This is a genomic window from Blastococcus sp. SYSU DS0533, assembly GCF_054050775.1.
In genome coordinates this window covers 474,052-496,878 of the sequence record NZ_JBJGZZ010000001.1, presented here as the reverse complement: position 1 = coordinate 496,878, position 22,827 = coordinate 474,052, and the positions used below count along the sequence as shown (strand labels likewise).

The following is a 22,827-nucleotide window of genomic DNA, read 5'->3' as shown; positions in this document are numbered from 1 at the left end:
CGGCGGCCTGGGTGCCCGTGGTGGTGCTCGTGCTCAGCGGGTGCTCCGGGAAGAGGTCAGCGGGGGGCCATGCGCAGCGCGCCGTCCATCCGGACCACCTCGCCGTTGAGGTAGCCGTTCTCGACGATGGCGAGCGCGAGCTCGGCGAAGTCCGACGGGCGGCCGAGCCGCTTGGGGAAGGGTATGCCCGCCGAGAGGGCGGCCCGCGCCTCCTCCGGCAGCGAGCCCAGCAGCGGGGTGTCCACCAGCCCGGGGGCGATGGTGCACACGCGCACGCCCACGCTGGAGAGGTCGCGGGCCGCGGGCAGCGTCATGCCGACGACGCCGCCCTTGGACGCGGAGTACGCCAGCTGCCCGATCTGGCCGTCGAACGCGGCGATGGAGGCGGTGTTGACGACGACGCCGCGCTCGCCCTCCTCGCCCGGCTCGGTCCGCGCCATCGCGGCGGCGGCCAGGCGCAGGACGTTGAACGTGCCGACCAGGTTGACGCCCAGCACGCGGGTGAAGCCGCCGAGCTCGTGCGGCGTGCCGTCGCGGCCGACGGTGCGCTGGGCCAGCCCGATGCCGGCGCAGCTGATGGCGATGCGCAGCGGCCGGTCCTTGCCGGTCGCCTCGGCGACGGCGGCCTCCACCGACGCCTCGTCCGTGACGTCCGTGCGGACGAAGGTGGTGTGCCCGCCCAGCTCGGCGGCGAGCGCCTGCCCGCGCTCCTCGTTCAGGTCCATGATCGTGACCGCGGCACCGCGGGCGGCGAGCGCCCGGGTGGTGGCCTCCCCCAGGCCGGAGGCTCCCCCGCTGACCACGGCTGCGACGTCGAAGTTCTTCATGCCCGGCAGCCAATCACGTGGCTAGGCGAAACGGTCGCCGTACCGCTCCTGCACGGCGCCCAGCAACTGCTTGACCCGCTCGGCGTCGGCGACCGGGCAGACCATGGTGACGTCGGCGGTGTGCACGACGACGCTGTCGCGGACGCCGACCAGCGCGACCAGGTGCCCCGGGTCGTCGCTCAGGACGATGTTGCCGGCCCCGTCGAGCACCACGGCGAGCCCCTGCACGGCGTTGCCCGCGCCGTCGTCGTCGAGGGTGTGCGCCAGCGCGGGCCAGGAGCCGACGTCCAGCCAGTCGACGTCGAGGTCGACGACGAGCACCCGGCCGGGCTCGGTCGCCGCCGGCTCCAGGACGGCGTAGTCGACGCTGATCCTCGGCAGGCCCGGGAACACCTCGGCCAGGGCGGCGTCGCGCGCCGGCCCGGCGGGTGCCGCGACGATGCGGGCCAGTCCCTCGGCCGACGCCGGGAGGTGCTCGGCCAGCGCGTCGAGCACCGTGCGGGCCCGCCAGACGAACATGCCGGAGTTCCACAGATACCCGCCCGACGCGAGGTACCGCTCGGCGGTGGCGAGGTCGGGCTTCTCGCGGAAGGAGGCCGCCTCGGCCACGCCCGGCCGGCCGGTGGGCGCGCCGCGCTGCACGTAGCCGAAGCCGGTGGCGGGCGCGGTCGGCCGGATGCCGAGCGTGACCAGCGAGCGGGGCCGGTCGGCGAGCGCGTCGAAGGCGGTGCGCAGCGCGTCGGCGAACCGCTCCACCGGCCGGATGACGTGGTCGGCGCTGACGACGGCGAGCTCGGCGTCGGGGTCGACGTCGGCGACCAGCGCCGCGGTGAGCCCGACGGCGTTCGCGGTGTCGCGCGCGACCGGCTCGAGCACCAGCCGGTCGGCGCGCAGCTCCGGCAGCGCCGCCCGCACCTGGTCGGCGTAGCGGGCCGCCGTGCAGACCCAGACGTTCTCGGCGGGCAGCACCGCCCGCAGCCGCTCCCAGGCCTCGGCCAGGAGGCTGCGGGGCGCGCCGTCGAGGCCGGCGACGACGTCGAGCAGCTGCTTGGGGCGGTCGCCCCGCGAGAGCGGCCACAGCCGCGTGCCCGAGCCGCCCGCCATGATCACCGCGTGCCGCACGTCAGCTCTCCTCCGTCCCGGGGCGCTGCGGGCCGGGCACGGCCGCCAGCTCGCGGGCACGGCGCTGGAACGGGGCACCGGCCGCGACGCGGCCGCTGACGTAGGAGACGAGCATCCGGCCGCCGAGTCCCACGCGGAACGCGGTGCGCAGCGGGGCGTGCCGCCGGCGGGGGTACTGCGCGGAGAGGTACCGCAGCGCGCTGGTGTGGTGCACCCGCTGCATCCGGTGCGGCTCCCGACGGGTGGCGTGGCCGCCTTCGTGCTCCACGACGGCGGTGGGCACGTAGACGTGCAGCCAGCCCGCGCGGGAGAGCCGTTCGGCGAGGTCGACGTCCTCGAAGTACATGAAGTAGCCCGGGTCGAAGCCACCGACCGACCAGTAGGCCTCCAGGTCCACCAGCAGGCAGGAGCCGCTCAGCCAGCCCGCGGGGCGTTCGCGGGGCGCCTCCCGCTCGCGCCGGTACCGGGCGGTCCAGGGATTGCCGGGCCAGGCCCAGCCCAGCAGCGCGTGCCCGGCGCCGGTGGACAGCCGCGGCAGGTCCCGGGCCGACGGGTAGAGCTCGCCGTCGGGCGTCATGATCGCGGGGCCGAGCGTGGCCGCCCTCGGCCAGCGGTCGGCGGCGGCGAGGAGCTCGTCGACCGACCCGGGCGAGAAGCGCAGGTCGGGGTTGGCGATCAGCGCGCGGCCCGTGCGGAGGTCGGCGAGCCCGGCGTTCGCCGCCGCGCCGTACCCGATGTTCCCGCCCGTGCGCAGGACCCGGACGTGCGGGTGCCGGGCCGCGGCCCGCTCGGGCGCGCCGTCGGTCGAGCCGTTGTCAGCGAGGACGACCTCCACCGGCCGGGTGGTGGCGCCGGCCAGCGAGTCGATGAACTGCTCGAGCGCCGCACCCGGCGAGTAGGTGACGGCGACGACGCGCAGGGCCGGCGGGCCGGAGGGAGATGACACGGGGGCCCACCCTAGGCACTCCCGCCTCGGGACCGCCCGATCCACGGCCGCACGGCGGTCGGGCGGGGTGGATGAGGCCCGTGTGACGGAACGGGTCGCCACGCCCCCCGACACCGCCGCTCCGTGGTCGTGCGGCCCCGGACCGGCAGGTACCGTCGAATCCCGTGACCACCACAGGACCTGACCTCGTCGTCGTCGGCTCCGGATTCTTCGGGCTCACCGTCGCCGAGCGGGTGGCCAGCCAGCTGGACAAGCGGGTGCTGGTCATCGACCGCCGCGACCACATCGGCGGAAACGCCTACTCCGCCCCGGAGCCCGAGACCGGCATCGAGGTGCACGTCTACGGCGCACACCTGTTCCACACCTCGAACGAGCGGGTCTGGCAGTACGTCAACCAGTTCACGGAGTTCACGAACTACCAGCACAAGGTCTACTCGATCTACCAGGGGCAGACCTACTCCCTGCCGATGAACCTGGCGACCATCTGCCAGTACTTCGGCAGGAGCTTCTCCCCTGACGAGGCGCGCGCCCTCGTCGCCGAGCAGGCCGGCGAGTTCGACACGGCCGAGGCGGCGAACCTCGAGGAGAAGGCCATCTCGCTGATCGGCCGGCCGCTCTACGAGGCGTTCATCCGCGGCTACACGAAGAAGCAGTGGCAGACCGACCCGACCGAGCTGCCCGCGGCCGTCATCGCCCGCCTCCCGGTGCGCTACACGTTCGACAACCGGTACTTCAACGACACCTACGAGGGTCTGCCGAAGGACGGCTACACCGCCTGGTTGCAGCGCATGGCCGACCACCCGAACATCGAGGTCCGGTTGGACACCGACTACTTCGACGTCCGCGACGAGCTGCCCGCCGACGTCCCGACGGTGTTCACCGGCCCGATCGACAAGTACTTCGGCTACGAGGCCGGAGAACTCGGCTGGCGCACGCTGGACTTCGAGACCGAGGTCCTGCCGATCGGCGACTTCCAGGGCACCTCGGTCATGAACTACGCGGACGAGGACGTCCCCTTCACGCGCATCCACGAGTTCCGCCACTTCCACCCGGAGCGGGACTACCCCCGGGACAAGACCGTGGTGGTGCGGGAGTTCTCCCGCTTCGCGGAGACCGGTGACGAGCCCTACTACCCGATCAACACCCCGGAGGACCGCGCCAAGCTGGAGCGGTACCGCGAGCTCGCGGCCAAGGAAGCCGCCGAGAAGCGCGTGCTCTTCGGTGGGCGGCTCGGGACCTACAAGTACCTCGACATGCACATGGCCATCGGCTCCGCGCTGACCATGTTCGACAACCGCATCCGCCCCTTCTTCGACGAGGGCGGCTCGCTCGACGGCCGCCTCGACGACTGAATGACCACCCCGACCGTCCACGCCGCGGACGGCCTACTCGCCAGGGAGCTCGACCGGTGACCGACCCGCACGACCAGACCGGGGCCCACCGGGTCTTCGAGATCCTCCACGAACCGGACTGGTTCTCGGGTCTCTCCAAGCGCGAGGCGCGCCTGCTCGATGGAGCGCTGGCCTTCCACTGCCTGGCGCGTCCGGGTGAGCGCATCCGCGCGACCGTCCTGCGCACCGAGGGCCCGCACTTCCCGTCGCTGACCGACCAGCGGACCTTCGCCATCGAGTGGCCCGACGACCGCACCGTGGTGGGGACGATCGAGGCGCAGGCGACCGGTCACCCGGTGTCGACCACGGGCGTCGTCGACGTGGTGCTCGACCTCGGTGGGTCCCCGCAGGCGCTGATGCGCAACGAGCAGCCGCCCGGTCGCGTCCACGCGGCGCGGAACGCCGCGCGCCGACGTGCGCCGGTCGTGTTCGACGCCCTCCGGCAGCACCGGACCGACCGCCTGGAGAACCGCCGGCTGTCCCAGCCGATCCCGCGGGTGGGCCGGCTGCACGACACGAACGTCGGCTCCTCGCGGGGGTCCACCAAGGCCGTCCTCTTCGGACTGCACTGGCTGGAGCTCGGGGGTGCCGAGAAGTGGGCGGCCGAGACGATCGGCCTGGCCCGCGAGGCCGGGCTGCTGCCGATCGTCCTCAGCGACCGGCCCTCGGGCCACCCGGACATCGTGCGCCCCACGTTCGACGACGCCCTGGTCATCCCGCTCACCCACCCCATGAGCGGGCCGCAGGAGTCCCGCGTCCTGAGTCAGCTGTTCGAGCGGTTCGACATCCGCGGCGTGCACATCCACCACTGCAGCTGGCTCTACCAGCGTCTCCCCTGGATCAAGGCGCAGTACCCCGGGACCGAGCTCGTCGACTCCCTGCACGTGCTGGAGTGGCGCACCGGTGGCTTCGTCGACATCGCCCTGCGGCTGTCCAACGTCATGGACGCCCACCACGTGATCTCGCCGCAGCTCCGGGACTACCTGGTCGACCGCCAGGGGCTGCCGCGGGAGAAGGTCCAGCTGGCCACCCTGGCCGACCTGACCGTCGACCCGTCGGCGGCCGAGGCGGCGGCCGCCACCCCCACCCGCAAGGCCGGTGACCCCCTCACGGTCGCCTTCGTCGGCCGGTTCACCCAGCAGAAGCGTCCCTACCTGTTCCTGCGGCTGGCCGCGCGGCTCCGCGAGAGCCTGGGCGACCGCATCCGGTTCGTCCTGCACGGCGACGGCGAGCTCGCCGCCGAGGTCCGCGCCGACCTCTCCCGCCTGCGGTTGAACGGGGTCGTCGAGCTCCGCGGCGCCGACCGCCCGGTGTCCCGGACGCTGGACGAGGCGGACGTCCTGGTGATCAGCTCGGACAACGAGGGCGTCACGCTGACCTCCTTCGAGGCCGATGCGCACGGTGCGCTCGTGGTCAGCGCCGACGTCGGCTCGCAGGCCTCCGTCGTGGCATCCGAGCTGCTGCTGCCCCGCGCGCCCCTGGCCTTCCTCAAGGAGGCCGAGGCGACCATCACCAGCTTGCTGGAGGACCCGGACCGGGCCGCCGCACTGCTGTCCCGGCAGCGCCAGCAGGTCGCCGCCTTCGCCGCTCTCCCCCGCGCCCGGGACTGGACCCGGGAGCTCTACGAAAGGTGGGCTTCGTGACCCAGACCAACGTGGCCGCCGTGATCGTCACCTACAACCGGGCGGACAAGCTCGGGAAGGTGATCGAGCAGGTCCTGGGCCAGGACCGGCCGGCCGACCAGATCATCGTCGTGGACAACGCCTCCACCGACGACACGGGCTCCGTGCTCGACGCCTACCAGGACCGTCCCACCGTCCACATCGAGCGCCTGACCGAGAACACGGGCGGTGCCGGTGGGTTCGCGCACGGGATGTCGGTCGCCTACGAGCGCGGCGCCGACTACATCTGGATCATGGACGACGACTGCTACGCCGACACCGACGCCCTGCGGAACCTGCTGGACGGGCAGGCTGCGGCCGAGGCGAGCATGGGGATGCGGCTGCCGTTCTCCTGCTCCGTCGTGAAGTGGACCAACGGCGACGTCTGCGAGATGAACAACCCCGAGCCCACCTGGGACTGGGGCAAGCTGCTGGCCCGTGGCGAGCAGAGCGTCCTCGTGAACTCTTGCTCGTTCGTCTCCGTGATGTTCCCCCGCTGGGTCCTGACGCAGTTCGGCCTGCCGTTGTCGGAGTACTTCATCTGGTTCGACGACCAGGAGTACACCCGGCGGATCACCGCCGCGGGCCCCGGCGTCCAGGTGCTGACCAGCACGGTGACGCACGACCTGGCGGTCAACCGCGGCGTGAACTTCGGCGACGTGAACGACGCCAACATGTGGAAGTTCACCTACGGCGTCCGCAACGAGGCCTCCTACCGGTGGCACCACGAGGATCCGTTCGCCGCCCTGCGGTTCGCGCAGCGGCTCTACACCGGACTCAAGGGCGGCAACGTGCCGTGGCGGCTGCGTCGCCAGCTGGCGAAGAAGTTCCTCGAGGGCATCCGCTTCGACCCGAAGCCGGCCTTCCCGCGCACGGTGCTCTGACCCGCAGCGCGCGACCGGGCCACGCGAACGGAGCCCCTCCCCGGCCGGGGAGGGGCTCCGTTGGCGTGGTGCGTCCGTCCCGGGGACGGGCAGCGGTCCTTCAGCGACCCTCACCGGGCATGGCGAACCGCTCCCGACGCCCGGCGCGCGTGAGCGCCAGCCAGTCACGCAGGCCGCGGAGGTCCCGCCGGCTCAGGAAGAAGTAGCCGAAGCGGACCAGCTCGAGCGGGAACAGCCAGCGCATGCCGGGCTGGGCCATGAGGTAGCCGCGGTTGCGGTAGGTGAAGTAGCGCTTGACCTCGTCGCCCGGGTACTGGGCGGAGAGCCGGCCGCCCAGGATCGGGACGAACTCGTCGCCCCCCTGCGGGTGCAGGTACGCGGCCCGCAACGTGGTGCCGAAGCGGAGCCCGGAGCGCTGGAGGCGCCGGTGGATCTCCGTCTCGTCGCCCCGCAGGAACAGCCGCAGGTCGGGCACGCCGACCGCCTGGAACGCCGAGGCCCGGAACAGGGCGCCGTTGAACAGGGACGCGTACGAGGGCAGGAACTCCCCCGGCGCGAAGGCGTCCAGCGTGCCCCACCAGCGCAGGCCGCGGCGCAGCGGGAAGGCGAGCCGGCCGGGGTCGGCCTCGTCCACCACGGCGGGTGAGACCTCGGCGAGATCGCGCGCCCGCGCCTCCTCCAGGAGGACCTCCAGCACGTCGTCGCCGCCGGGGCGGCCGTCGTCGTCGGCGCACCACACCCAGTCGGCGCCGAGGGACAGGGCGGTCAGCAGCCCGAGGGCGAACCCGCCCGCACCACCCAGGTTGGTCCGGGAGGGCAGGTAGACGGTGCGGGCACCGCACTCCTCCACGACCGCCTGCGTCTCGGCGTCGGCGCCGTTGTCCACGACGACGACGGCCCCGACCGACCGGCTCTGCGCCGTGATGGCCTGAAGGCTCTGGCGGAGCAGCTCGGCGCGCTGCCGGGTGACGATGACCGCGACGACGAGCTCGTCAGCGGCCGGCGGCACCGCGCTCACGCGGCACCGTGCTCCTTGTCGGGGTACGCCTCGGGCCCCTTGTAGGCGCGCAGCACGTCCTTCAGGGGACCCTGCTGCTTGATCCGGCCGTGCTCCATCCAGATGGCGCTCGTGCACAGCCGCTTGAGGAACTCGTCGGAGTGCGAAGCGAACACCAGGAGCCCGGCGCGGTCGACCAGGTCGCTGAGGCGGTCGCGCGCCTTCTCGAGGAAGGCGGCGTCCACGGCCCCGATCCCCTCGTCGAGCAGGAGGATCTCCGGGTCGATGCTGGTCACGACACCGAGGGCCAGCCGGACGCGCATACCCGTCGAGTACGTGCGCAGCGGCATGGAGAGGAAGTCACCGAGCTCGGTGAAGTCGGCGATGTCGTCGACCCGCTTCTCCATCTGCTTCCGCGTCATGCCCAGGAAGAGCCCGCGGATCATGATGTTCTCGTAGCCGGAGATCTCCGGGTCCATCCCGACGCCCAGGTCGAACACCGGGGCGACGCGCCCCTCCACGACGGCCGTGCCGCGAGTGGGCTCGTAGATGCCGGCCAGCAGCCGCAGCAGGGTGGACTTGCCGGCACCGTTGTGCCCCACCAGACCGACGCGGGCGCCGTGCTGGAGGTCGACGTTGATGTCGCTGAGCGCCTCGATGATGGGCACCTTGGTCTCGCTGCTGATGTTGCCGCCGACGACGCCGAGCACCGTCTTCTTCAGCGACCGGCTCTTCGCGTCGAAGATGGGGAAGTCGACCGACGCGTCACGCGTGGTGATGCTGACCATGGGGGGTGTGTGCCTCTCTCTCGTCCGGCCCGGTCAGACCCAGTAGGCGACGCGCGCCCGGTACCGGCGCATCACGAACAGGGTCAGGGCCCAGCCCACGACGGTGATCGCGAGGACCACGATCCAGTGCCGCAACTGCTGGTCCTGGCCGAGCATCGGTGCACGGACGATCTCCAGGAAGTGCAGGAAGGGGTTGAACTCGGCGAGCCGGGCCCGCTCCGCGACCGACGGGTTGGGGCTGTTGATCAGGTCGTCGTAGATCCAGACGATCGGGGTCAGGAAGAACATCAGCTGGACGATGCTCTGGGTGATGGGCGTCAGGTCGCGGAAGCGGGTACTGACGATCCCGAAGAGCAGGGCGACCCAGACGCCGTTCACCACCAGCAGCAGGATCGCGGGGAACACCGCCAGCGCCGTCCACTTCAGCGGCTGCGGGAACACGAACAGCATGACGGCGTAGACGATCAGGTTGTGCGCGAAGAAGAGCGCCTGCCGCCAGACCAGCCGGTAGACGTGCACGCTGATCGGTGCGGGCAGGTGCTTGATCAGGCCTTCGTTGGCGATGAAGACCTCGGCACCCTCGTTGATGCAGCCGCTGATGAAGGCCCAGACGATGAAGCCGACGAGGACGTGCGGCAGCAGCGTCTCCAGCGGGACGCCGAACAGCCCGGCGTAGAGGATGCCGAGGGCCACGGCGGTGACGGCCATGCTGATCGTGATCCAGACCGGCCCGAGCACCGAACGCCGGTACCGCTGCCGGATGTCCTGCCAGCCCAGGTGTCCCCAGAGCTCGCGCTGCCGCCAGCCTCCCGTCAGGTCCGCCAGCGTCTTGCGCCCGGCGGAGTCGGGCACGGTGCTTGCTGCAGTCACGGCGTCGACGCTACCTGCGTCCACCGCACCAGGCCCGCAGGCTCGGTTGTGACGGAGGCCCCCGTCACCACTCAGTGCACGGTGACCTCAACCTGCCCAGCCGTCGTCACGAGCACCGTCCCGTGCTGGAAGTCCATCTGCCTGCCCCGGCGGGTGTCGTACTCGCCGCTGGCCGGGAAGCCCAGGGATCCCCCCTCGTACCCCGACCGCGCCCAGGCGTCGTAGAACTTCCCGCGGATCGCGTGGGCACCGGTCGCCGGCGACCAGTACACCGCGCCGCCCTGGAACAGGTTGTAGGCGCCGCCCGGGACGTGGGTCTCGTCCGACACGGGGTACCCGAGGAAGCCCTGCTCCCAGCCGGTCGCGGCCCACGCGCGGTAGACGGCGCCCTTGACGACGCGGGTGCCGGTCTCCCGTGACGAGTAGACCGAGCCGCCCTGGAAGTGCTGGACCCTGCCGTCGGTACCGCGGGCCAGCGCCAGGACGTCGGTACCCGGGAGGCCGAGCTCGCCCTCCGTCCCGCCCCACCTGTTCCACGCCGACTCGATCGCGCCCGTCACGGCGTGCGCGCCGGTGGCCCGGGACCAGTAGATGGCGCCGTGCTCGAAGGTGGTGACGGTCCCCGTCCCCCCGGGCAGCGGCGTCGCGTCGGCGGTGGGGTAACCCAGCGGGCCGTTCTCCCAGCCGCTCGCCGCGAAGGCGGCGTACGTCGGCCCGGACACCGCGTGCGCACCGGTCGCGGCCGACCAGTACAGGGACCCGCCCCGGAAGTGGGCGACGGCTCCCCGCGTCGCCGTCGTCGCCTGGTCGGTGGCCGGGAAACCGAGCGGCCCGGTGGGGCCACCCCGTGCGGCGTACTCGCGGGCGAGTTCCCCCGTGAGGGCGCGCGCGCCGGTACCCGGCGACCAGTAGATCCCACCCCGCTCGAACAGGCTGAAGGTGCCACCGGGCACGGACTGCTCGTCGGCCACCGGGTACCCGAGCGCACCGGCCTCGTACCCGGCCCGGGCCCAGCGCTCCTGGATGGCGCCCTTGACGAAGTGCATCCCCGTCCTGGAGGACCGGTAGAGCGCCCCTCCGGCGAACGCGACGTAGCTGCCGTCGGCGGTGGCGCGCTCACCCGAGTGCGGGAAGCCCAGGAAGCCGCCGTGCCCGCCCAGCTGGCTCCACCGTTCGTGGAAGGCGCCGGTGACGGCGTGCGCACCACCGCCCGGGGACCAGTAGATGCGCCCCCCGGTGAACTCGCTGTACGCCCCACCGGGGACGTGCACCTCGTCGGTCTTCGGGAAGCCGAGCGGACCCGACTCGTACCCCTGCCGCCCCCACGCCGTCCAGATGTCGCCCTTGACGTAGTGGGTGCCGGTGGCCGGGGACCAGTAGAACGCGCCGCCCTCGAAGACGCTGTAGGTCCCGCCGGGCACGTTGGTCTCGTCGCGGACCGGGTAGCCCATGAAGCCGCCCTCGTACCCGAGCCGCGCCCACTGGGTCCAGATGTCGCCCTTCACGAAGTGCGCGCCCGTGCCCGGGGACCAGTACAGCGCGCCGTTGCTGAAGAGCTGGTAGCAGCCGTTGCGGGGCAGGGTGCAGTTCGCCGTCGAGGTCGCGTCGCCGAGGAGGCCGGTGGCCCCGCCCAGGGAGGCCCACTTGTCGGCGATCGCCGCGCCGCCCGGGCTCTGCGTGGACCCGAACCAGTCGGTGTAGTACAGCCAGAAGTTGCGGTTGCCGTACGCCGAGCAGCCGTCGCCCGACTGGTAGCCGGCGTCGAGAGCCGCAGCGTTGGGCTGGTACGGCGTGTAGTTGTAGAGGCCGGCCGTCGCGACGTTCTGGATGTAGACCTGCCCGGACCCGCAGGCGGTGTTCGGGTGGTAGCGCACGGCCTGGGTGCGGCCGGCCTTGTGGTTGTAGCTGTTCGGGTTGGCGGCGTAGACGCGGAACTTCCTGGCGGCGCTGTAGACCTGGAGGGCGAGCCCCTTGTACGAGGGATCGCACGGAGCGGTGTCCGGGCAGCCGTAGCCCAGCGCCTCCTCGTACCGCTGCTGGTTGAGGCTGTACCGGCCGTCGGGCAGCTTCGTCGTGCCGCCCCGCATGGTGACCAGGGACTGCTCCTTCTGCAGCATCACCAGCAGCACGCGCGGGTTGATGCCGCAGGCCCGGCCGACCTTCACCAGGATCTGCGCCGCGGTCTCCGCGGGGGCGCCCTGGTACGCGGCGCAGTAGGCGTCCGCCGCCCGCGTGCCCGTGTCCTGGCGGTAGTCCTTCAGGCACGGCGTGCCGTCCGGCGCCGGGGTGCAGCCGGAGCCTCTCTGATCGAGGAAGGTCTGCACCTGCCCGACGTCCATGCTGCCGCCGTCGAAGAACAGCGCGTCGGAGATGATGTTGCCGGCCGGGTAGGCCCGGGCGTCGGCAGCCGAGGCCGCGGGCGCCGCTACGACCAGCACCGGGCACACCACGAGCGCGGCGACCAGCGCCGCGACGAGCGGGGCGAGGCGGGGGGCCAGGGCGGATCGCGTCACTGCACGTCCAGGGCGATCTCGGGCGAGGTCACCTCGGTCGTGGGTGAGCGATAACGGAGAGTCGCTGCCCATGTACCGGAGGTTACCTGGGGATCGTCGATCTGTAGCCAACCGCAGGCGGTCGTCGTGGCGTCGGCGGTCGCGGCGCGGGACGCCTCGAGGCGCACGTCCCCCCGCTCGAGGGTCAGCGTGCACTCCCCGCCGTCCTCCACGATGCCGCTCACGTAGCCGGCGACCTCCGCACCGGCTCCCGGCGACCACTCGGCAGCGGTGACGACGACCTCGACGCGCGCGGGGAGCGGCTGCGCGTCCCCGAAGGCGACCGGCGTCTCCGCCCCCCGGTCCGCGGTGACCAGCACGGCCACCGCGACCACGAGCAGGACGGCGCACGCCAGCACGAGGACGGTCGTGCGCGCACGCGTGCGGTGCCTGGCGGTGCTGCCCATGGATCTCCCCTCCTCGTGGTCGTGCTGCTGCGGGGCGCTTCCGCGTCCGTCAGTGCGTGGTGACCGTGGCCCTGCCCAGGACGTCGACGGTGATGGAGCCGCGCTGGAACTCGACCCGGGTGCCACCGGAGTAGGCCTGCACCTCGGCCGTCGGGAAGCCCAGGGCCCCGCGCTCGGCTCCCACCTGCAGGTAGGTCTCGTAGACCGCGCCGGCCACCACCCGGGCACCGGTGGACGGCGACCAGTAGATCGCCCCACCCGTGAAGCGGCCGACGGTGCCGCCGGTGGTGTTGATCTCGTCCTGGGTCGGGAAGCCCAGCAAACCGCCCTCGTAGCCGCTGCGCGCCCACCGCTCGTAGATCGCGCCCTTCACGAAGTGCGCGCCGGTGGCCGGGGACCAGTAGATCGCCCCGCCGGTGAACAAGCTGTAGCTGCCGCCACGCACGTTGGTCTCGTTGCGCACCGGGAAACCCAGCGCGCCGGTCTCGTACCCCGACCTCGCCCAGGTGTCGTAGATCGCGCCCTTGACGAAGTGCGCGCCGGTGGCCGGGGACCAGTAGATCGCCCCGCCGGTGAACAAGCTGTAGCTGCCGCCACGCACGTTCGTCTCGTCGCGCACCGGGAAACCCAGCGCGCCGGTCTCGTACCCCGACCTCGCCCAGGTGTCGTAGATCGCGCCCTTGACGAAGTGCGCGCCGGTGGCCGGGGACCAGTAGATCGCCCCGCCGGTGAACAAGCTGTAGCTGCCGCCACGCACGTTCGTCTCGTCGCGCACCGGGAAACCCAGCGCGCCGGTCTCGTACCCCGACCTCGCCCAGGTGTCGTAGATCGCGCCCTTCACGAAGTGCGCGCCGGTGGCCGGAGACCAGTAGATCGCCCCGCCGGTGAACAAGCTGTAGCTGCCGCCACGCACGTTCGTCTCGTTGCGCACCGGGAAACCCAGCGCGCCCGTCTCGTACCCCGACCTCGCCCAGGTGTCATAGATCGCGCCCTTGACGAAGTGCGCGCCGGTGGCCGGAGACCAGTAGACCGCCCCGCCCTGGAACAGGGTGTACGCCCCACCGGGGACGTGCACCTCGTCGGTGGTGGGGTAGCCGAGCAGCCCCGTCTCCCAGCCGTTCCGGGCCCAGGTGTCGAAGATCGCGCCCTTCACCACGCGGGCTCCCGTGGCCGGAGACCAGTAGATGCCGCCGCCGCTGAAGGTCACGTATTTGCCCTGGTTGCGCCAGGTCGACCGCTCGTCGCTCGTCGGCGCGCCGACGGCCGCGGGACCGCCCCACGCCAGGTACTTGTCCAGCAGCGGGCCGTTCAGCAGGACCGTCGCACCGGTGGACGGGCTCCAGTAGATGCGGCCCTTCCCGTACTCCTGCCAGGAGACGTCACCCGAGGACTGCAGCGGTCCTACTGGCGAGCCCAGGGACGAGGTCCCTCCCGCCGCGGCGAACCGCTCGGCCATGTCGTCGGCCTGGTTCGGCATCCGGTCCACGACCTGCGCCCGGATCCCGGGCAGCTCGGCGTAGCCGTACCGGCCGGGGCAGGCTGTGCTGCCGACGTCGCGGTGCCCGAAGAGCGTGGGCAGCGTGACCGTCGTCCCGGCGCTGTACTTGGCCGTACCACCGCCCCGCGACGTCAACCGCGTGGTGCCGGCGGGGTCGATCCCGTAGAGGGAGAACTTCCACGCCACGATCGCGGCGACCGCGTCGACCATCGCCGCCGTCGTCGGGGCCGTCTCGTAGTTCCCCAGCATCGAGACGCCGAAGGTGCCGGTGTTGAAGCCGCCTGCGTGGGCGCCGATAACCGTGCTGGACAGGCCGCCCGCGCGGCCCTCCCACAGCCGGCCGAATTTGTCGACGATGACGTTGTAGCCGATGTCGCCCCACCCGAGGCTGACCGAGTGGTACCGGTAGATCGACCGCATCATCGCGGGCACCTGGTCGGCGGTGTAGTTGTTGGTGTCCGCGGTGTGGTGCAGCGTCGCCGCCTGGATGGTGGGCGCGTACTCCGGGTCCCAGCTGCGGATCCCCTCGTCGGCGCCCCACTGGGCACGCGAGTAGACGTGCGGCATGGCGGCCGCCGCGTGCGCGGTGTCCTGGATCGCCGGGGCGGTGAGGGAGGTGTCGGCCTCGCTCGCCCCGGGGTCCACGAGGTCCAGCTGGACGTCGACGGGCGCGGCGCCGGACCGCGTGACCAGCTCCACCTCGACACCGGTGCTGGGACCGGTCCACAACGGCGACGTCCCCCCGCGTCGCGCCACGGACCCGCCTTCCTGCCCGGCGTCGGCCCCGGCGTCCTCCGTACCGACCTCGGTCCACTCGCCCCACCCGCCCTCGGCGGTCTGCACCCGCACCTGCACGCGCACATCGGTCACCGCGGGGTCGTACGCCCAGGTGACGCCGACGAGCGAGAAGGGTGCGACGCCGGTGCGGCTCACGGTCAGGGCCGGCGCCGTCTCCGGCACGCCGTCCACCGGCTCGGTCGTCCCGGTCTGCACGTCGGCCTCGGGCGCCGGAGCGTCGACCGACCCCAGGGCCACCTCTTCCGTCGCGCTGGCGACCGGCACGGCCTCGGGCCCGTCCTCCGCGTAGACGGGGCCGACGAGGACGACCCCCGTGAAGGCCGTGAAGGCGATGAGGCCCGTGGTGAATCGGCGCACGAAGCAGTTCCCTCTCGTGGTCAACGGGCGGAGCTCCTCCGGTGGGGGGAGGAGCGGGACGTCTGCTTGTTCCTTCGTCCGGGAGCAGCCGGCACTTGAGCCCATCGGAGAAGTTGCCACGCGCACGGGCGCCGGCCGTGGCGGTCACCCCCGCCCCGGGGTGGCGTGTGACTGCTGGGCCTCCTGCGCACGCCCGGGGCGCGGTGGGCGGAGGCGGCTCCGGGGACGAGGCATCCCTGTGTCGGAGAAGCTGCCCGACTCCTGGCCGTGCCTATCTTTGCCGCGTCCACAAGAAATCGTCACACCCGCCCGCCGGTCATCCGGGCCCGAGGCGGACGTCGACCACGCCCCGAGGTGAGGACCACGTGAGCCGAGACCGGCACGAGCAGGAGCGCCCGGCCGGGCGACCGCTCCCCCCGCGCCTCGACCCCCGGGCGGGTCGACCCGCCCGCACCCGGGCGGGCGCCACCGGCAGGGAGCTGACGCCCCGCCGGCGCACCGGCGGCATCGCCGTCGCCGCCCGCGTGGTCGCCGGGCTCCTGGCGGTCGTGCTGCTGACCGGGTCCGGGTGGGGCTGGTACCTCGGCCAGGTGGCCGCGGCCACGGTCAACCGCACCGACGCCATCCCCACCGAGGGCAACGAGGGCTCGGGCCGGGCGGGCGAGGCGATGAACCTGCTGCTGGTCGGCAACGACAGCCGGAGCGCGCTCACCGACCAGCAGCTCGCCGAGCTCAACGCCGGCACCGACTCAGGCGTGAACACCGACACGATGATCCTGGTGCACGTACCGGCGGACGGTTCGCGGGCGTCGTTCGTCTCCTTCCCCCGTGACTCCTACGTGCAGATCCCCGGCTACGGCAAGGACAAGCTGAACGCCGCCTACGCCTACGGCTACCAGGAGGTCGACGAGAGCGCCGGGGAGACCGCGCGCCAGGCGGGCGGCGCGCAGCTGCTGGTCCAGACGATCAGCCGGCTCACCGGCCTGCAGATCGACCACTACGCCGAGGTCGACCTGCTCGGGTTCTTCAACCTCAGCTCCGTCGTGGGCGGCGTGGAGGTCAACCTCTGCGAGGCCGTCGACGACTCGTACTACTCCGGCGCGGTGTTCCCCGCCGGCCCGCAGACGATCAGCGGTGCCGATGCCCTGAAGTTCGTCCGCCAGCGCCACGGCCTGCTCCGCGGGGACTTCGACCGGATCATCCGCCAGCAGGTCTTCATCGCCGGCGTGCTGCGCAAGATGCTCTCCGACGAGGTGCTGCTGGACCTCGGCAAGCAGCGGGAACTCGTCCAGGCCGCGGCCGAGTCGCTCACCGTGGACGAGGACCTGGACCTGCTCCAGCTGGCCGAGCAGATGCAGTCGGTCACCGCCGGGAGCATCGAGTTCCAGACCATCCCCTACATCGGGACGGACCGGGACTCCCAGGACCGCTCGATCATCCGGCTGGAGGACGAGGACACGCTGCACGACTTCTTCGCCCAGCTGTCCGCCGAGCCCGAGCCCGAGACCCCCGCGACGACCGAGCCCCCGCAGACCGTGGACCCCTCGACGGTGACGGTCGAGGTCTACAACGGGTCGGGGACATCCGGCCTGGCCGCGAAGGCCGCGACCGCGCTGACCGAGGCCGGCTTCGCCGTCGGCAGCACCGGCAACGCCTCCTCCATGGACCACGAGCAGACCGAGATCCGCTACGCCGCGGGTGACCAGCCCCTGGCCGCCACCGTCGCGGCGGCCATCCCCGGCGCGGTCCCCGCCGAGAGCGCCGACGCGGTCAGCGGTACCGTCCAGCTCGTGCTGGGCAGCGACTTCAACGGGGTCGGTCAGGCGGTGACCCCGCAGCCTCCCGCCGAGGAGGTCACCGGCAAGGACGCCCGCACCGCCGCGGACACCACCTGCATCAACTGATGGACACCGCAGCCACGCCGGCCGACCTGCTCGCGCAGGTGCTGCGCCGGTCCCCCGCCACCCCGCTGGTGACCTACTACGACGACGCCACCGGGGAACGGGTGGAGCTCTCCGCCACGACCCTGGCGAACTGGGTCGCCAAGACCGCGAACCTCCTGCAGGAGGAGTTCGACGTGGCGCCCGGGAGCAGGGTCGTGGTGGCGCTGCCCGTGCACTGGCAGACCGCGGCCGTCCTGCTGGCGGTGTGGAGCTGCGGCGGGGCCGTGCTGGACACCGCGGCGGAGGACGACCACGCCCTGGACGGGGCCGACGTCGTGCTCGCCGCGCAGGACCGCCTCGCCCCGCTGGAGGAGCAGGGGGTCGAGGAGCTGCTGGGCCTCTCCCTGCACCCGCTGGGAATGGGCATGAGCGGCTACTCGGGCCCCGCCCGCGACTTCGCGCTGGAGGTGCGGGTGCACGGCGACGTCTTCGCACCGTGGTCCCCGCCCCAGTCCGCGGACGCCGGCCTGGTGACCGGCGGCCTCGAGCTCTCGCTCGGCGACCTCGTGACGACCGCCGGCCGGCTCGCGGACCGCCTCGGCATCACCGCGGGCGACCGGCTGCTCGTCGATGCCGACGTCGCCGCCGAGGCCGGGCCGGCGGCGTGGCTGCTCGCCCCGCTGGCCGCCGGGGCGTCGATCGTCCTGTGCCGCTCCGCCGACCCACAGGCGCTGCCGCGCCGGGCGGCCGCGGAGCGCGTGACGGCCACGCTGGGTGTCCGGGTCGAGGGCGTCCGCGAGCTGGGCCGCGCCGGCTGATCCGGCCACTGGCCCCCGCGCCCGGGCGTTACAGGGTGTCGGGGCGCAGCCGCCCGAGGGCCGCGGGGTCGATCTCCCGGTCGTGGAGCGGGATGACGAGCTCGGTCACCACGTCCACCAGCTCGGCCACCCGGAGGTTGAGCCGCCGCGACTCCTCGAGACCGTCGCGCAGCACGACGTTGTAGGCCTCTGCTGCGTCGAGGCGCCGCTGCAGCTCGTCCACGCGTTCCCGCAGCGAGCCGACCTCGGCCCTGCTCTCGCTGAGCTGCCGGTGGAGCTCCTCGCGCAGCCCCGCGGCGCCGTCCCGCTGGACCTGGCTCTCCGCCGCCAGCGCCTCCACCTCGCCCCGCAGCTCGAGGGCGGCGGGCGCGAGCGCGCGACGGAGCGGGTAGGCCAGCTTCTGCACGACCACCCGACGTCCGCGGTCCCACGTCGTCCCGGCCTGATCGGTCATCTCGCCCTCCGTCTGAACGTCATGCGGGTCATCTCCACCAACTGCTCCTCGGGGGCGCCGGGCCAGGTCAGCGGCTCGGTGCGGCGGGCGGCCTGCTCGAGGACGAGCCCCCTGTCGCCGGCCTCGCGGACGACCTGGTCCACCGTCAGCCGCAGGTGCGGGGGCACCCCGGGGTATCCGGCATCGGCCAGGTCGAAGTGCGCCGTCCCGCCGCGTCGGAGCACCATGTCGCACAGCCGGAAGAGGTTCTGCCTGGGGATCGGGTCGAGCGCGTTGAGCAGCCGCCGCCCGTAGACGGTCCACGGCCTTCCCTCGGCGGCGCAGCGGGCGCCCAGCCGGATGGCGGCCCGGACGTCGAGCAGGTTGACCGACGAGAACTCCACGTCGGCGCCCGGCCCCGGCTCCCGCGACCCCGCCACCTGCAGGGCCGCCCGCGAGAAGTCGACGGCGAGCACCCGCCGCCCCCGGCCCGCGAATGCTCGGGCGTCCACACCCAGACCGCAGCCCAGCTCCAGGATCGCGTGGTCGGCGGGCGCGACGGCCTCGACCTCCGCACCGAAGGCGCTGAGCCGGTCCTCCGCGGGCAGGAGCGCGCCGGTGGACATCAGCACGACGTCCTCCCACGTCTCCCGCTCGGCGTGGTAGTCGCCGAACCAGTGCGCGAAGCGGGCCGACGTGCTCTCCGGCAGCTCGAACCTGAAGGCGGGATCGGGGGTCCGCCAGCCGGGGCCGTAGAGCTCGCGGAGGTGCAGCTCGGGGTTGCGCGAGGACGGTTCGGGGCGGCCGGCCACCATGATCTCCGTCGGGGGCACCACCTCCGACGGCGGGACCTGCGCCCGGATCACGAAGTGCTGGTGCCACCAGTCGCCGATGTAGAAGCCGGCGAAGACGTCGACGTAGTGGTCCGGCACGCCCTCGTGCGAGAAGTGCATCTGGACGTGCGCGGCGGAGAGGCGGATCGCCTCGTACCCCCGCTCCCGGAGCAGGCGGCCGAGCTCGAAGTGCTCGAGGGCGACGTCGGCGGGGTGCGTCCGCGAGCTGAGGTAGGCCAGGTCGGTGTCGTCGTCGTGGGGGATCAGCCGGCCACCGTTGCGGATCGGGCCGAGCAGCGTCCCGCCGGTCACGAAGACCACCGGGCCGAGCCGCTCCCGCAGCAGGTCGCGGATCTCGTCCGTGTGGTCCAGCAGCCGCTCGACCATGCCGGGCTCCGCGTCGGCGAGGGTGTGCCCGAGGCGTCCCCACTTGTTGACCACCAGGGGCCGGCCGTGGATGTCGGTCAGGTCGGGCCCGTCGCCGGAGTCCCCGAGGGCGACGGTGGTGCCGCTCCCCGACTCGGCGCCCACCGGGCGCAGCTCGACGTGGAACCGGCCGCGCAGGCGGTTCCGGAGCACCCCCGGCCACGGCTCGAACCGGAGCAGCGCGGCGTCGGCCCCCGCGGGGACCAGGTCGGCCGGGGCGGGCTCCGCCGGCTCGCGGAAGGACCAGATCCGGCGACCGTCCACCAGCACGTCGATGGTCTGACCGGTCGGCCGGTCCACGGCGAACACCAGCCCCCGCTCCGACGCGGTGACTCGACTGATCGCGGACATGCGATCAGACGCTAACAGCTGCGCTCCGGGTGCTCGGTCGGTGCTCAGCGCAGCAGGGAGCGCGCGATCACCATGCGCTGCACCTGGTTGGTGCCCTCGTAGATCTGGGTGATCTTCGCATCGCGCATCATGCGCTCGACCGGGAAGTCCTGGGTGTAGCCGGCCCCGCCGAACAGCTGGACGGCGTCGGTGGTCACCTGCATCGCGGTGTCGGAGGCGAACGCCTTGGCCGCGGCCGAGACGCGGGTGACGTCGGGCCGGCCCTGCTCGCCGGCGGCCGCGGCGACGTAGACCAGGTGGCGGGCCGCCTGGATCTTCATCTCCATGTCGGCGAGCATGAACTGCACGCCCTGGAACTCGCCGACGGCCCTGCCGAACTGCTTGCGCTCCTTGACGTAGGCGACCGAGGCGTCGAGCGCGCCCTGCGCGATCCCGACCGCCTGTGCGCCGATGGTGGGCCGGGTGAAGTCCAGCGTGCGGAGCGCGGTCTTGAAGCCGGTGCCCGGCGCGCCGATGATCCGGTCGGCCGGGATGGTGCAGTCGGTGAAGTAGAGCTCGCAGGTGGGCGAGCCCTTGATGCCCATCTTCCGCTCCTTGGGCCCGACCGCGAAGCCCGGGTCGTCGCGGTGCACCGCGAACGCGGAGATGCCGCTGGCCCCCTTCTCCGGGTCGGTGACGGCCATGACCGTGTACCACTCGGAGACGCCGGAGTTGGTGATCCAGGCCTTGGTGCCGTTGAGCACCCAGCTGTCGCCCTCGAGCCGGGCGCGGGTCTTCATGGCGGCGGCGTCGGAGCCCGCCTCGCGCTCGGAGAGCCCGTAGCTGATCATCGCCTCGCCGGCGGCGATGGGGGCCAGCACCTGCTGCTTGAGGGCCTCGTCGGCGGAGAGGATGACCGGCATCGAGCCGAGCTTGTTGACCGCGGGGATCAGCGAGGCGCTGACGTCGACCCGGGCGACCTCCTCGATGACGATGCAGGTCGCGATCGCGTCGGCGCCCTCGCCGCCGTACTCCTCGGGGATGTGGGTCGCGTGGAAGCCCGCCGCGGTGAGCGCCTTCTGCGCCTCGATCGGGTAGCGCGACTCGGCGTCGACCTCGGCCGCGTGCGGGGCGATCTCCCGCTCGGCGATGTCGCGCACCGCCTCCCGGATGGCCTCGTGCTCCTCGGTCAACGCGTACAGCTCGCTGTTCGTACCCACGCGTCCGATCGTAGGACGTCCGACTACCCGCGGGTAGCGAGGCGCTCCTGGAGGGTGAGGTCCCGGGCGACGACGCTCTCGGCGAGCTCGGCCTGGAACCGCTCGACCCGGCCCCGCAGCTCCGCGTCGCCGGCCGCGAGGATGCGCACCGCGAGGAGCCCGGCGTTCCGGCCACCGCCGATGCCCACCGTCGCGACGGGTACGCCGGCCGGCATCTGCACGATCGACAGCAGGCTGTCCAGCCCGTCGAGCCGGTCGAGCGGGCGGGGCACGCCGATCACCGGCAGCGGCGTGGCCGCGGCCACCATGCCCGGCAGGTGGGCGGCCCCGCCGGCACCGGCGACGATCACCCGCAGCCCGCGACCGGCGGCCGCCTCGGCGTAGTCGAGCATCCGACGGGGGGTGCGGTGCGCCGAGAGCACGTGGGCCTCCCAGGCGATGCCGAACTCCCCCAGCGCCTCGGCGGCCGGCTGCATCACCGGCCAGTCCGAGTCGCTGCCCATGACGATGCCGACGACCGGGTGGCTCATTGCCCTGCTCCTCGGTGCTCGGGGTCGTGCGCGAAGGCGTAGGCCGGGTCGACGACGCCGTCGGCGAGGTAGCGGGCGGCGGCGACCGCCCGCGCCCGCACCTCGGCGAGGTCGGCGCCGAGGGCGGTGACGTGGCCGAGCTTGCGGCCCGGGCGCTGGGTCTTGCCGTACCAGTGCAGCTTCACGTCGGGCCAGTGCGCCATGAGGTGGTGGATCCGCTCGTCGAGCGCCGGGCCGGACCAGCCCGCCTGCGCAGCCGCACCGCCCAGCACGTTGGCCATCACCACGACCGGGGCGACCATCTCCGTGGAGCCCAGCGGGTAGTCGAGGACGGCGCGCAGGTGCTGCTCGAACTGGCTGGTGCGCGCGCCCTCGATGCTCCAGTGACCGGAGTTGTGCGGGCGCATCGCCAGCTCGTTGACCAGCACGCCGTCGACGGTCTGGAACAGCTCCACGGCGAGCATGCCGACGACGCCGAGCCGGTCGGCGATGCGCACGGCCAGCTCCTGCGCCGCGGTGGCCAGCTCGTCGGGGAGCCCGGGGGCGGGTGCGTACACCTCGGCGCAGACGCCGTCGCGCTGCACCGTCTCGACGACCGGCCACACCGCCACCTGCCCGAACGGCGAGCGCGCGACCTGCGCCGACAGCTCGCGGACCATGGCCACCCGCTGCTCGGCCAGCAGCGTGCCGTGCCGCTCCAGCAGCTCGGCGGCAACCCCGGCGTCCCCGACGACGAACACGCCCTTGCCGTCGTACCCGCCGCGGGGGGTCTTGAGCACGACCGGCCAGCCGTGCGCCGCGGCGAAGGCGGTGACGTCGGCGGCGGAGCGGACCTCCGCCCAGGCCGGCTGCGGTTCCCCCGCCTCCGCGAGCGCGCGCCGCAGCACCAGCTTGTCCTGGGCGTGGACCAGCGCCGCCGGGCCGGGGGCGACGCGGGTGCCCTCCTCGACCAGCGCGCGCAGGTGCTCGGTGGGCACGTGCTCGTGGTCGAAGGTGACCACCGTGGCGCCGTCGGCCAGCGCGCGCAGGTCGGCCAGGTCGCGGTGGTCGCCGATCCGCACGTCGGCGCTGACGAGGGCCGCGGACTCCTCCGGGCCGGCGGACAGCACCCGCAGCGACTGCCCGAGCGCGATGGCGGCCTGCTGCGTCATCCGGGCCAGCTGGCCGCCGCCGACCATGGCGACCACGGGGAGTCCGGTGTGCGGGTGCAGGGGCGCAGGCATGATGCCCGCAGGTTAGCGGCGGCCGCCGGGCGC

19 protein-coding genes are annotated in these 22,827 nt (G+C 72.9%); 5 read left to right on the top strand and 14 right to left on the bottom strand.

Annotated elements, in window-relative coordinates; genetic code table 11:
- Positions 1 to 56: 56 nt before the first annotated feature.
- Genes ACI79W_RS02500 through ACI79W_RS02490 form a run of 3 tightly spaced genes read right to left on the bottom strand, consistent with a single transcriptional unit; the run spans position 57 to position 2,895 of the window.
- Positions 57 to 827, bottom strand: coding sequence for an SDR family NAD(P)-dependent oxidoreductase (locus ACI79W_RS02500; RefSeq protein ID WP_456560493.1), 771 nt, complete (start codon positions 825 to 827; stop codon positions 57 to 59).
- A gap of 21 nt (positions 828 to 848) precedes the next feature.
- Positions 849 to 1,949, bottom strand: a complete 1,101-nt coding sequence (locus ACI79W_RS02495) for a mannose-1-phosphate guanylyltransferase (RefSeq protein WP_456560492.1) — start codon at positions 1,947 to 1,949, stop codon at positions 849 to 851.
- A 1-nt stretch (position 1,950) separates the two neighbouring features.
- On the bottom strand, positions 1,951 to 2,895 hold the full coding sequence (locus ACI79W_RS02490) for a glycosyltransferase family 2 protein (protein ID WP_456560491.1): 945 nt from the start codon (positions 2,893 to 2,895) through the stop codon (positions 1,951 to 1,953).
- A 164-nt stretch (positions 2,896 to 3,059) separates the two neighbouring features.
- Between ACI79W_RS02490 and glf the strand changes: the two genes are divergently transcribed.
- The 3 genes from glf to ACI79W_RS02475 are packed head-to-tail and all read left to right on the top strand — an operon-like array spanning position 3,060 to position 6,831.
- Complete coding sequence (gene glf, locus ACI79W_RS02485) at positions 3,060 to 4,247, top strand: UDP-galactopyranose mutase (protein WP_456560490.1); 1,188 nt, start codon at positions 3,060 to 3,062, stop codon at positions 4,245 to 4,247.
- 56 nt (positions 4,248 to 4,303) lie between these two features.
- Positions 4,304 to 5,929 carry a glycosyltransferase gene (locus ACI79W_RS02480; RefSeq protein WP_456560489.1) on the top strand — a complete coding sequence of 542 codons (1,626 nt, stop codon included), beginning with the start codon at positions 4,304 to 4,306 and terminating at the stop codon, positions 5,927 to 5,929.
- A complete protein-coding gene (locus ACI79W_RS02475; protein WP_456560488.1) occupies positions 5,926 to 6,831 on the top strand; it encodes a glycosyltransferase family 2 protein in 906 nt (301 codons plus the stop codon). The genes ACI79W_RS02480 and ACI79W_RS02475 overlap by 4 nt, the downstream gene beginning before the upstream one ends.
- A 100-nt stretch (positions 6,832 to 6,931) precedes the next feature.
- Here the strand turns inward: ACI79W_RS02475 and glfT1 are convergent, their stop codons facing one another.
- From glfT1 to ACI79W_RS02445, 6 genes are all read right to left on the bottom strand, one after another.
- A complete protein-coding gene (gene glfT1, locus ACI79W_RS02470; protein ID WP_456560487.1) occupies positions 6,932 to 7,849 on the bottom strand; it encodes a galactofuranosyltransferase GlfT1 in 918 nt (305 codons plus the stop codon).
- Positions 7,846 to 8,616, bottom strand: coding sequence for a galactan export ABC transporter ATP-binding subunit Wzt/RfbE (gene wzt / locus ACI79W_RS02465; RefSeq protein ID WP_456560486.1), 771 nt, complete (start codon positions 8,614 to 8,616; stop codon positions 7,846 to 7,848). The genes glfT1 and wzt overlap by 4 nt, the downstream gene beginning before the upstream one ends.
- A 33-nt stretch (positions 8,617 to 8,649) precedes the next feature.
- A complete protein-coding gene (gene wzm, locus ACI79W_RS02460) occupies positions 8,650 to 9,486 on the bottom strand; it encodes a galactan export ABC transporter permease subunit Wzm/RfbD (RefSeq protein ID WP_456560485.1) in 837 nt (278 codons plus the stop codon).
- A gap of 71 nt (positions 9,487 to 9,557) precedes the next feature.
- Complete coding sequence (locus ACI79W_RS02455; protein WP_456560484.1) at positions 9,558 to 11,999, bottom strand: hypothetical protein; 2,442 nt, start codon at positions 11,997 to 11,999, stop codon at positions 9,558 to 9,560.
- Positions 11,996 to 12,445 (bottom strand): hypothetical protein, encoded by a 450-nt coding sequence (locus ACI79W_RS02450; RefSeq protein WP_456560483.1) that lies wholly within the window; start codon positions 12,443 to 12,445, stop codon positions 11,996 to 11,998. Before ACI79W_RS02450 ends, ACI79W_RS02455 begins: the two co-directional genes overlap by 4 nt.
- A gap of 49 nt (positions 12,446 to 12,494) precedes the next feature.
- On the bottom strand, positions 12,495 to 15,122 hold the full coding sequence (locus ACI79W_RS02445; protein WP_456560482.1) for an N-acetylmuramoyl-L-alanine amidase: 2,628 nt from the start codon (positions 15,120 to 15,122) through the stop codon (positions 12,495 to 12,497).
- A gap of 341 nt (positions 15,123 to 15,463) precedes the next feature.
- Between ACI79W_RS02445 and ACI79W_RS02440 the strand changes: the two genes are divergently transcribed.
- Both ACI79W_RS02440 and ACI79W_RS02435 read left to right on the top strand, forming a co-directional pair.
- The gene (locus ACI79W_RS02440) at positions 15,464 to 17,002 is read left to right on the top strand and encodes an LCP family protein (RefSeq protein ID WP_456560481.1); all 1,539 of its coding nucleotides are present in this window, start codon (positions 15,464 to 15,466) and stop codon (positions 17,000 to 17,002) included.
- Positions 17,002 to 17,799 (top strand): TIGR03089 family protein, encoded by a 798-nt coding sequence (locus ACI79W_RS02435; RefSeq protein WP_456560480.1) that lies wholly within the window; start codon positions 17,002 to 17,004, stop codon positions 17,797 to 17,799. The genes ACI79W_RS02440 and ACI79W_RS02435 overlap by 1 nt, the downstream gene beginning before the upstream one ends.
- Before the next feature lie 28 nt (positions 17,800 to 17,827).
- Here ACI79W_RS02435 and ACI79W_RS02430 read toward each other — a convergent pair whose 3' ends face one another.
- From ACI79W_RS02430 to ACI79W_RS02410, 5 genes are read right to left on the bottom strand one after another with little or no spacing between them, the layout of a single operon-like run.
- Complete coding sequence (locus tag ACI79W_RS02430; RefSeq protein ID WP_456560479.1) at positions 17,828 to 18,253, bottom strand: DUF6752 domain-containing protein; 426 nt, start codon at positions 18,251 to 18,253, stop codon at positions 17,828 to 17,830.
- Positions 18,250 to 19,842, bottom strand: coding sequence for a methyltransferase domain-containing protein (locus ACI79W_RS02425; RefSeq protein WP_456560478.1), 1,593 nt, complete (start codon positions 19,840 to 19,842; stop codon positions 18,250 to 18,252). Before ACI79W_RS02425 ends, ACI79W_RS02430 begins: the two co-directional genes overlap by 4 nt.
- A gap of 44 nt (positions 19,843 to 19,886) precedes the next feature.
- A complete protein-coding gene (locus ACI79W_RS02420; protein WP_456560477.1) occupies positions 19,887 to 21,041 on the bottom strand; it encodes an acyl-CoA dehydrogenase family protein in 1,155 nt (384 codons plus the stop codon).
- 23 nt (positions 21,042 to 21,064) lie between these two features.
- Positions 21,065 to 21,571 (bottom strand): 5-(carboxyamino)imidazole ribonucleotide mutase, encoded by a 507-nt coding sequence (gene purE / locus ACI79W_RS02415; protein ID WP_456560476.1) that lies wholly within the window; start codon positions 21,569 to 21,571, stop codon positions 21,065 to 21,067.
- Positions 21,568 to 22,794, bottom strand: a complete 1,227-nt coding sequence (locus tag ACI79W_RS02410; protein WP_456560475.1) for a 5-(carboxyamino)imidazole ribonucleotide synthase — start codon at positions 22,792 to 22,794, stop codon at positions 21,568 to 21,570. Before ACI79W_RS02410 ends, purE begins: the two co-directional genes overlap by 4 nt.
- Positions 22,795 to 22,827 lie beyond the last annotated feature (33 nt).

Excerpts from the sequence above, each read along its gene's own strand:
- ACI79W_RS02500 (WP_456560493.1), bottom strand. The coding sequence starts at position 827 with ATGAAGAACTTCGACGTCGCAGCCGTGGTCAGCGGGGGAGCCTCCGGC.
- wzt (WP_456560486.1), bottom strand. The coding sequence starts at position 8,616 with ATGGTCAGCATCACCACGCGTGACGCGTCGGTCGACTTCCCCATCTTC.
- ACI79W_RS02450 (WP_456560483.1), bottom strand. The coding sequence starts at position 12,445 with ATGGGCAGCACCGCCAGGCACCGCACGCGTGCGCGCACGACCGTCCTC.
- ACI79W_RS02435 (WP_456560480.1), top strand. The coding sequence starts at position 17,002 with ATGGACACCGCAGCCACGCCGGCCGACCTGCTCGCGCAGGTGCTGCGC.
- ACI79W_RS02430 (WP_456560479.1), bottom strand. The coding sequence starts at position 18,253 with ATGACCGATCAGGCCGGGACGACGTGGGACCGCGGACGTCGGGTGGTC.
- ACI79W_RS02425 (WP_456560478.1), bottom strand. The coding sequence starts at position 19,842 with ATGTCCGCGATCAGTCGAGTCACCGCGTCGGAGCGGGGGCTGGTGTTC.
- purE (WP_456560476.1), bottom strand. The coding sequence starts at position 21,571 with ATGAGCCACCCGGTCGTCGGCATCGTCATGGGCAGCGACTCGGACTGG.
- ACI79W_RS02410 (WP_456560475.1), bottom strand. The coding sequence starts at position 22,794 with ATGCCTGCGCCCCTGCACCCGCACACCGGACTCCCCGTGGTCGCCATG.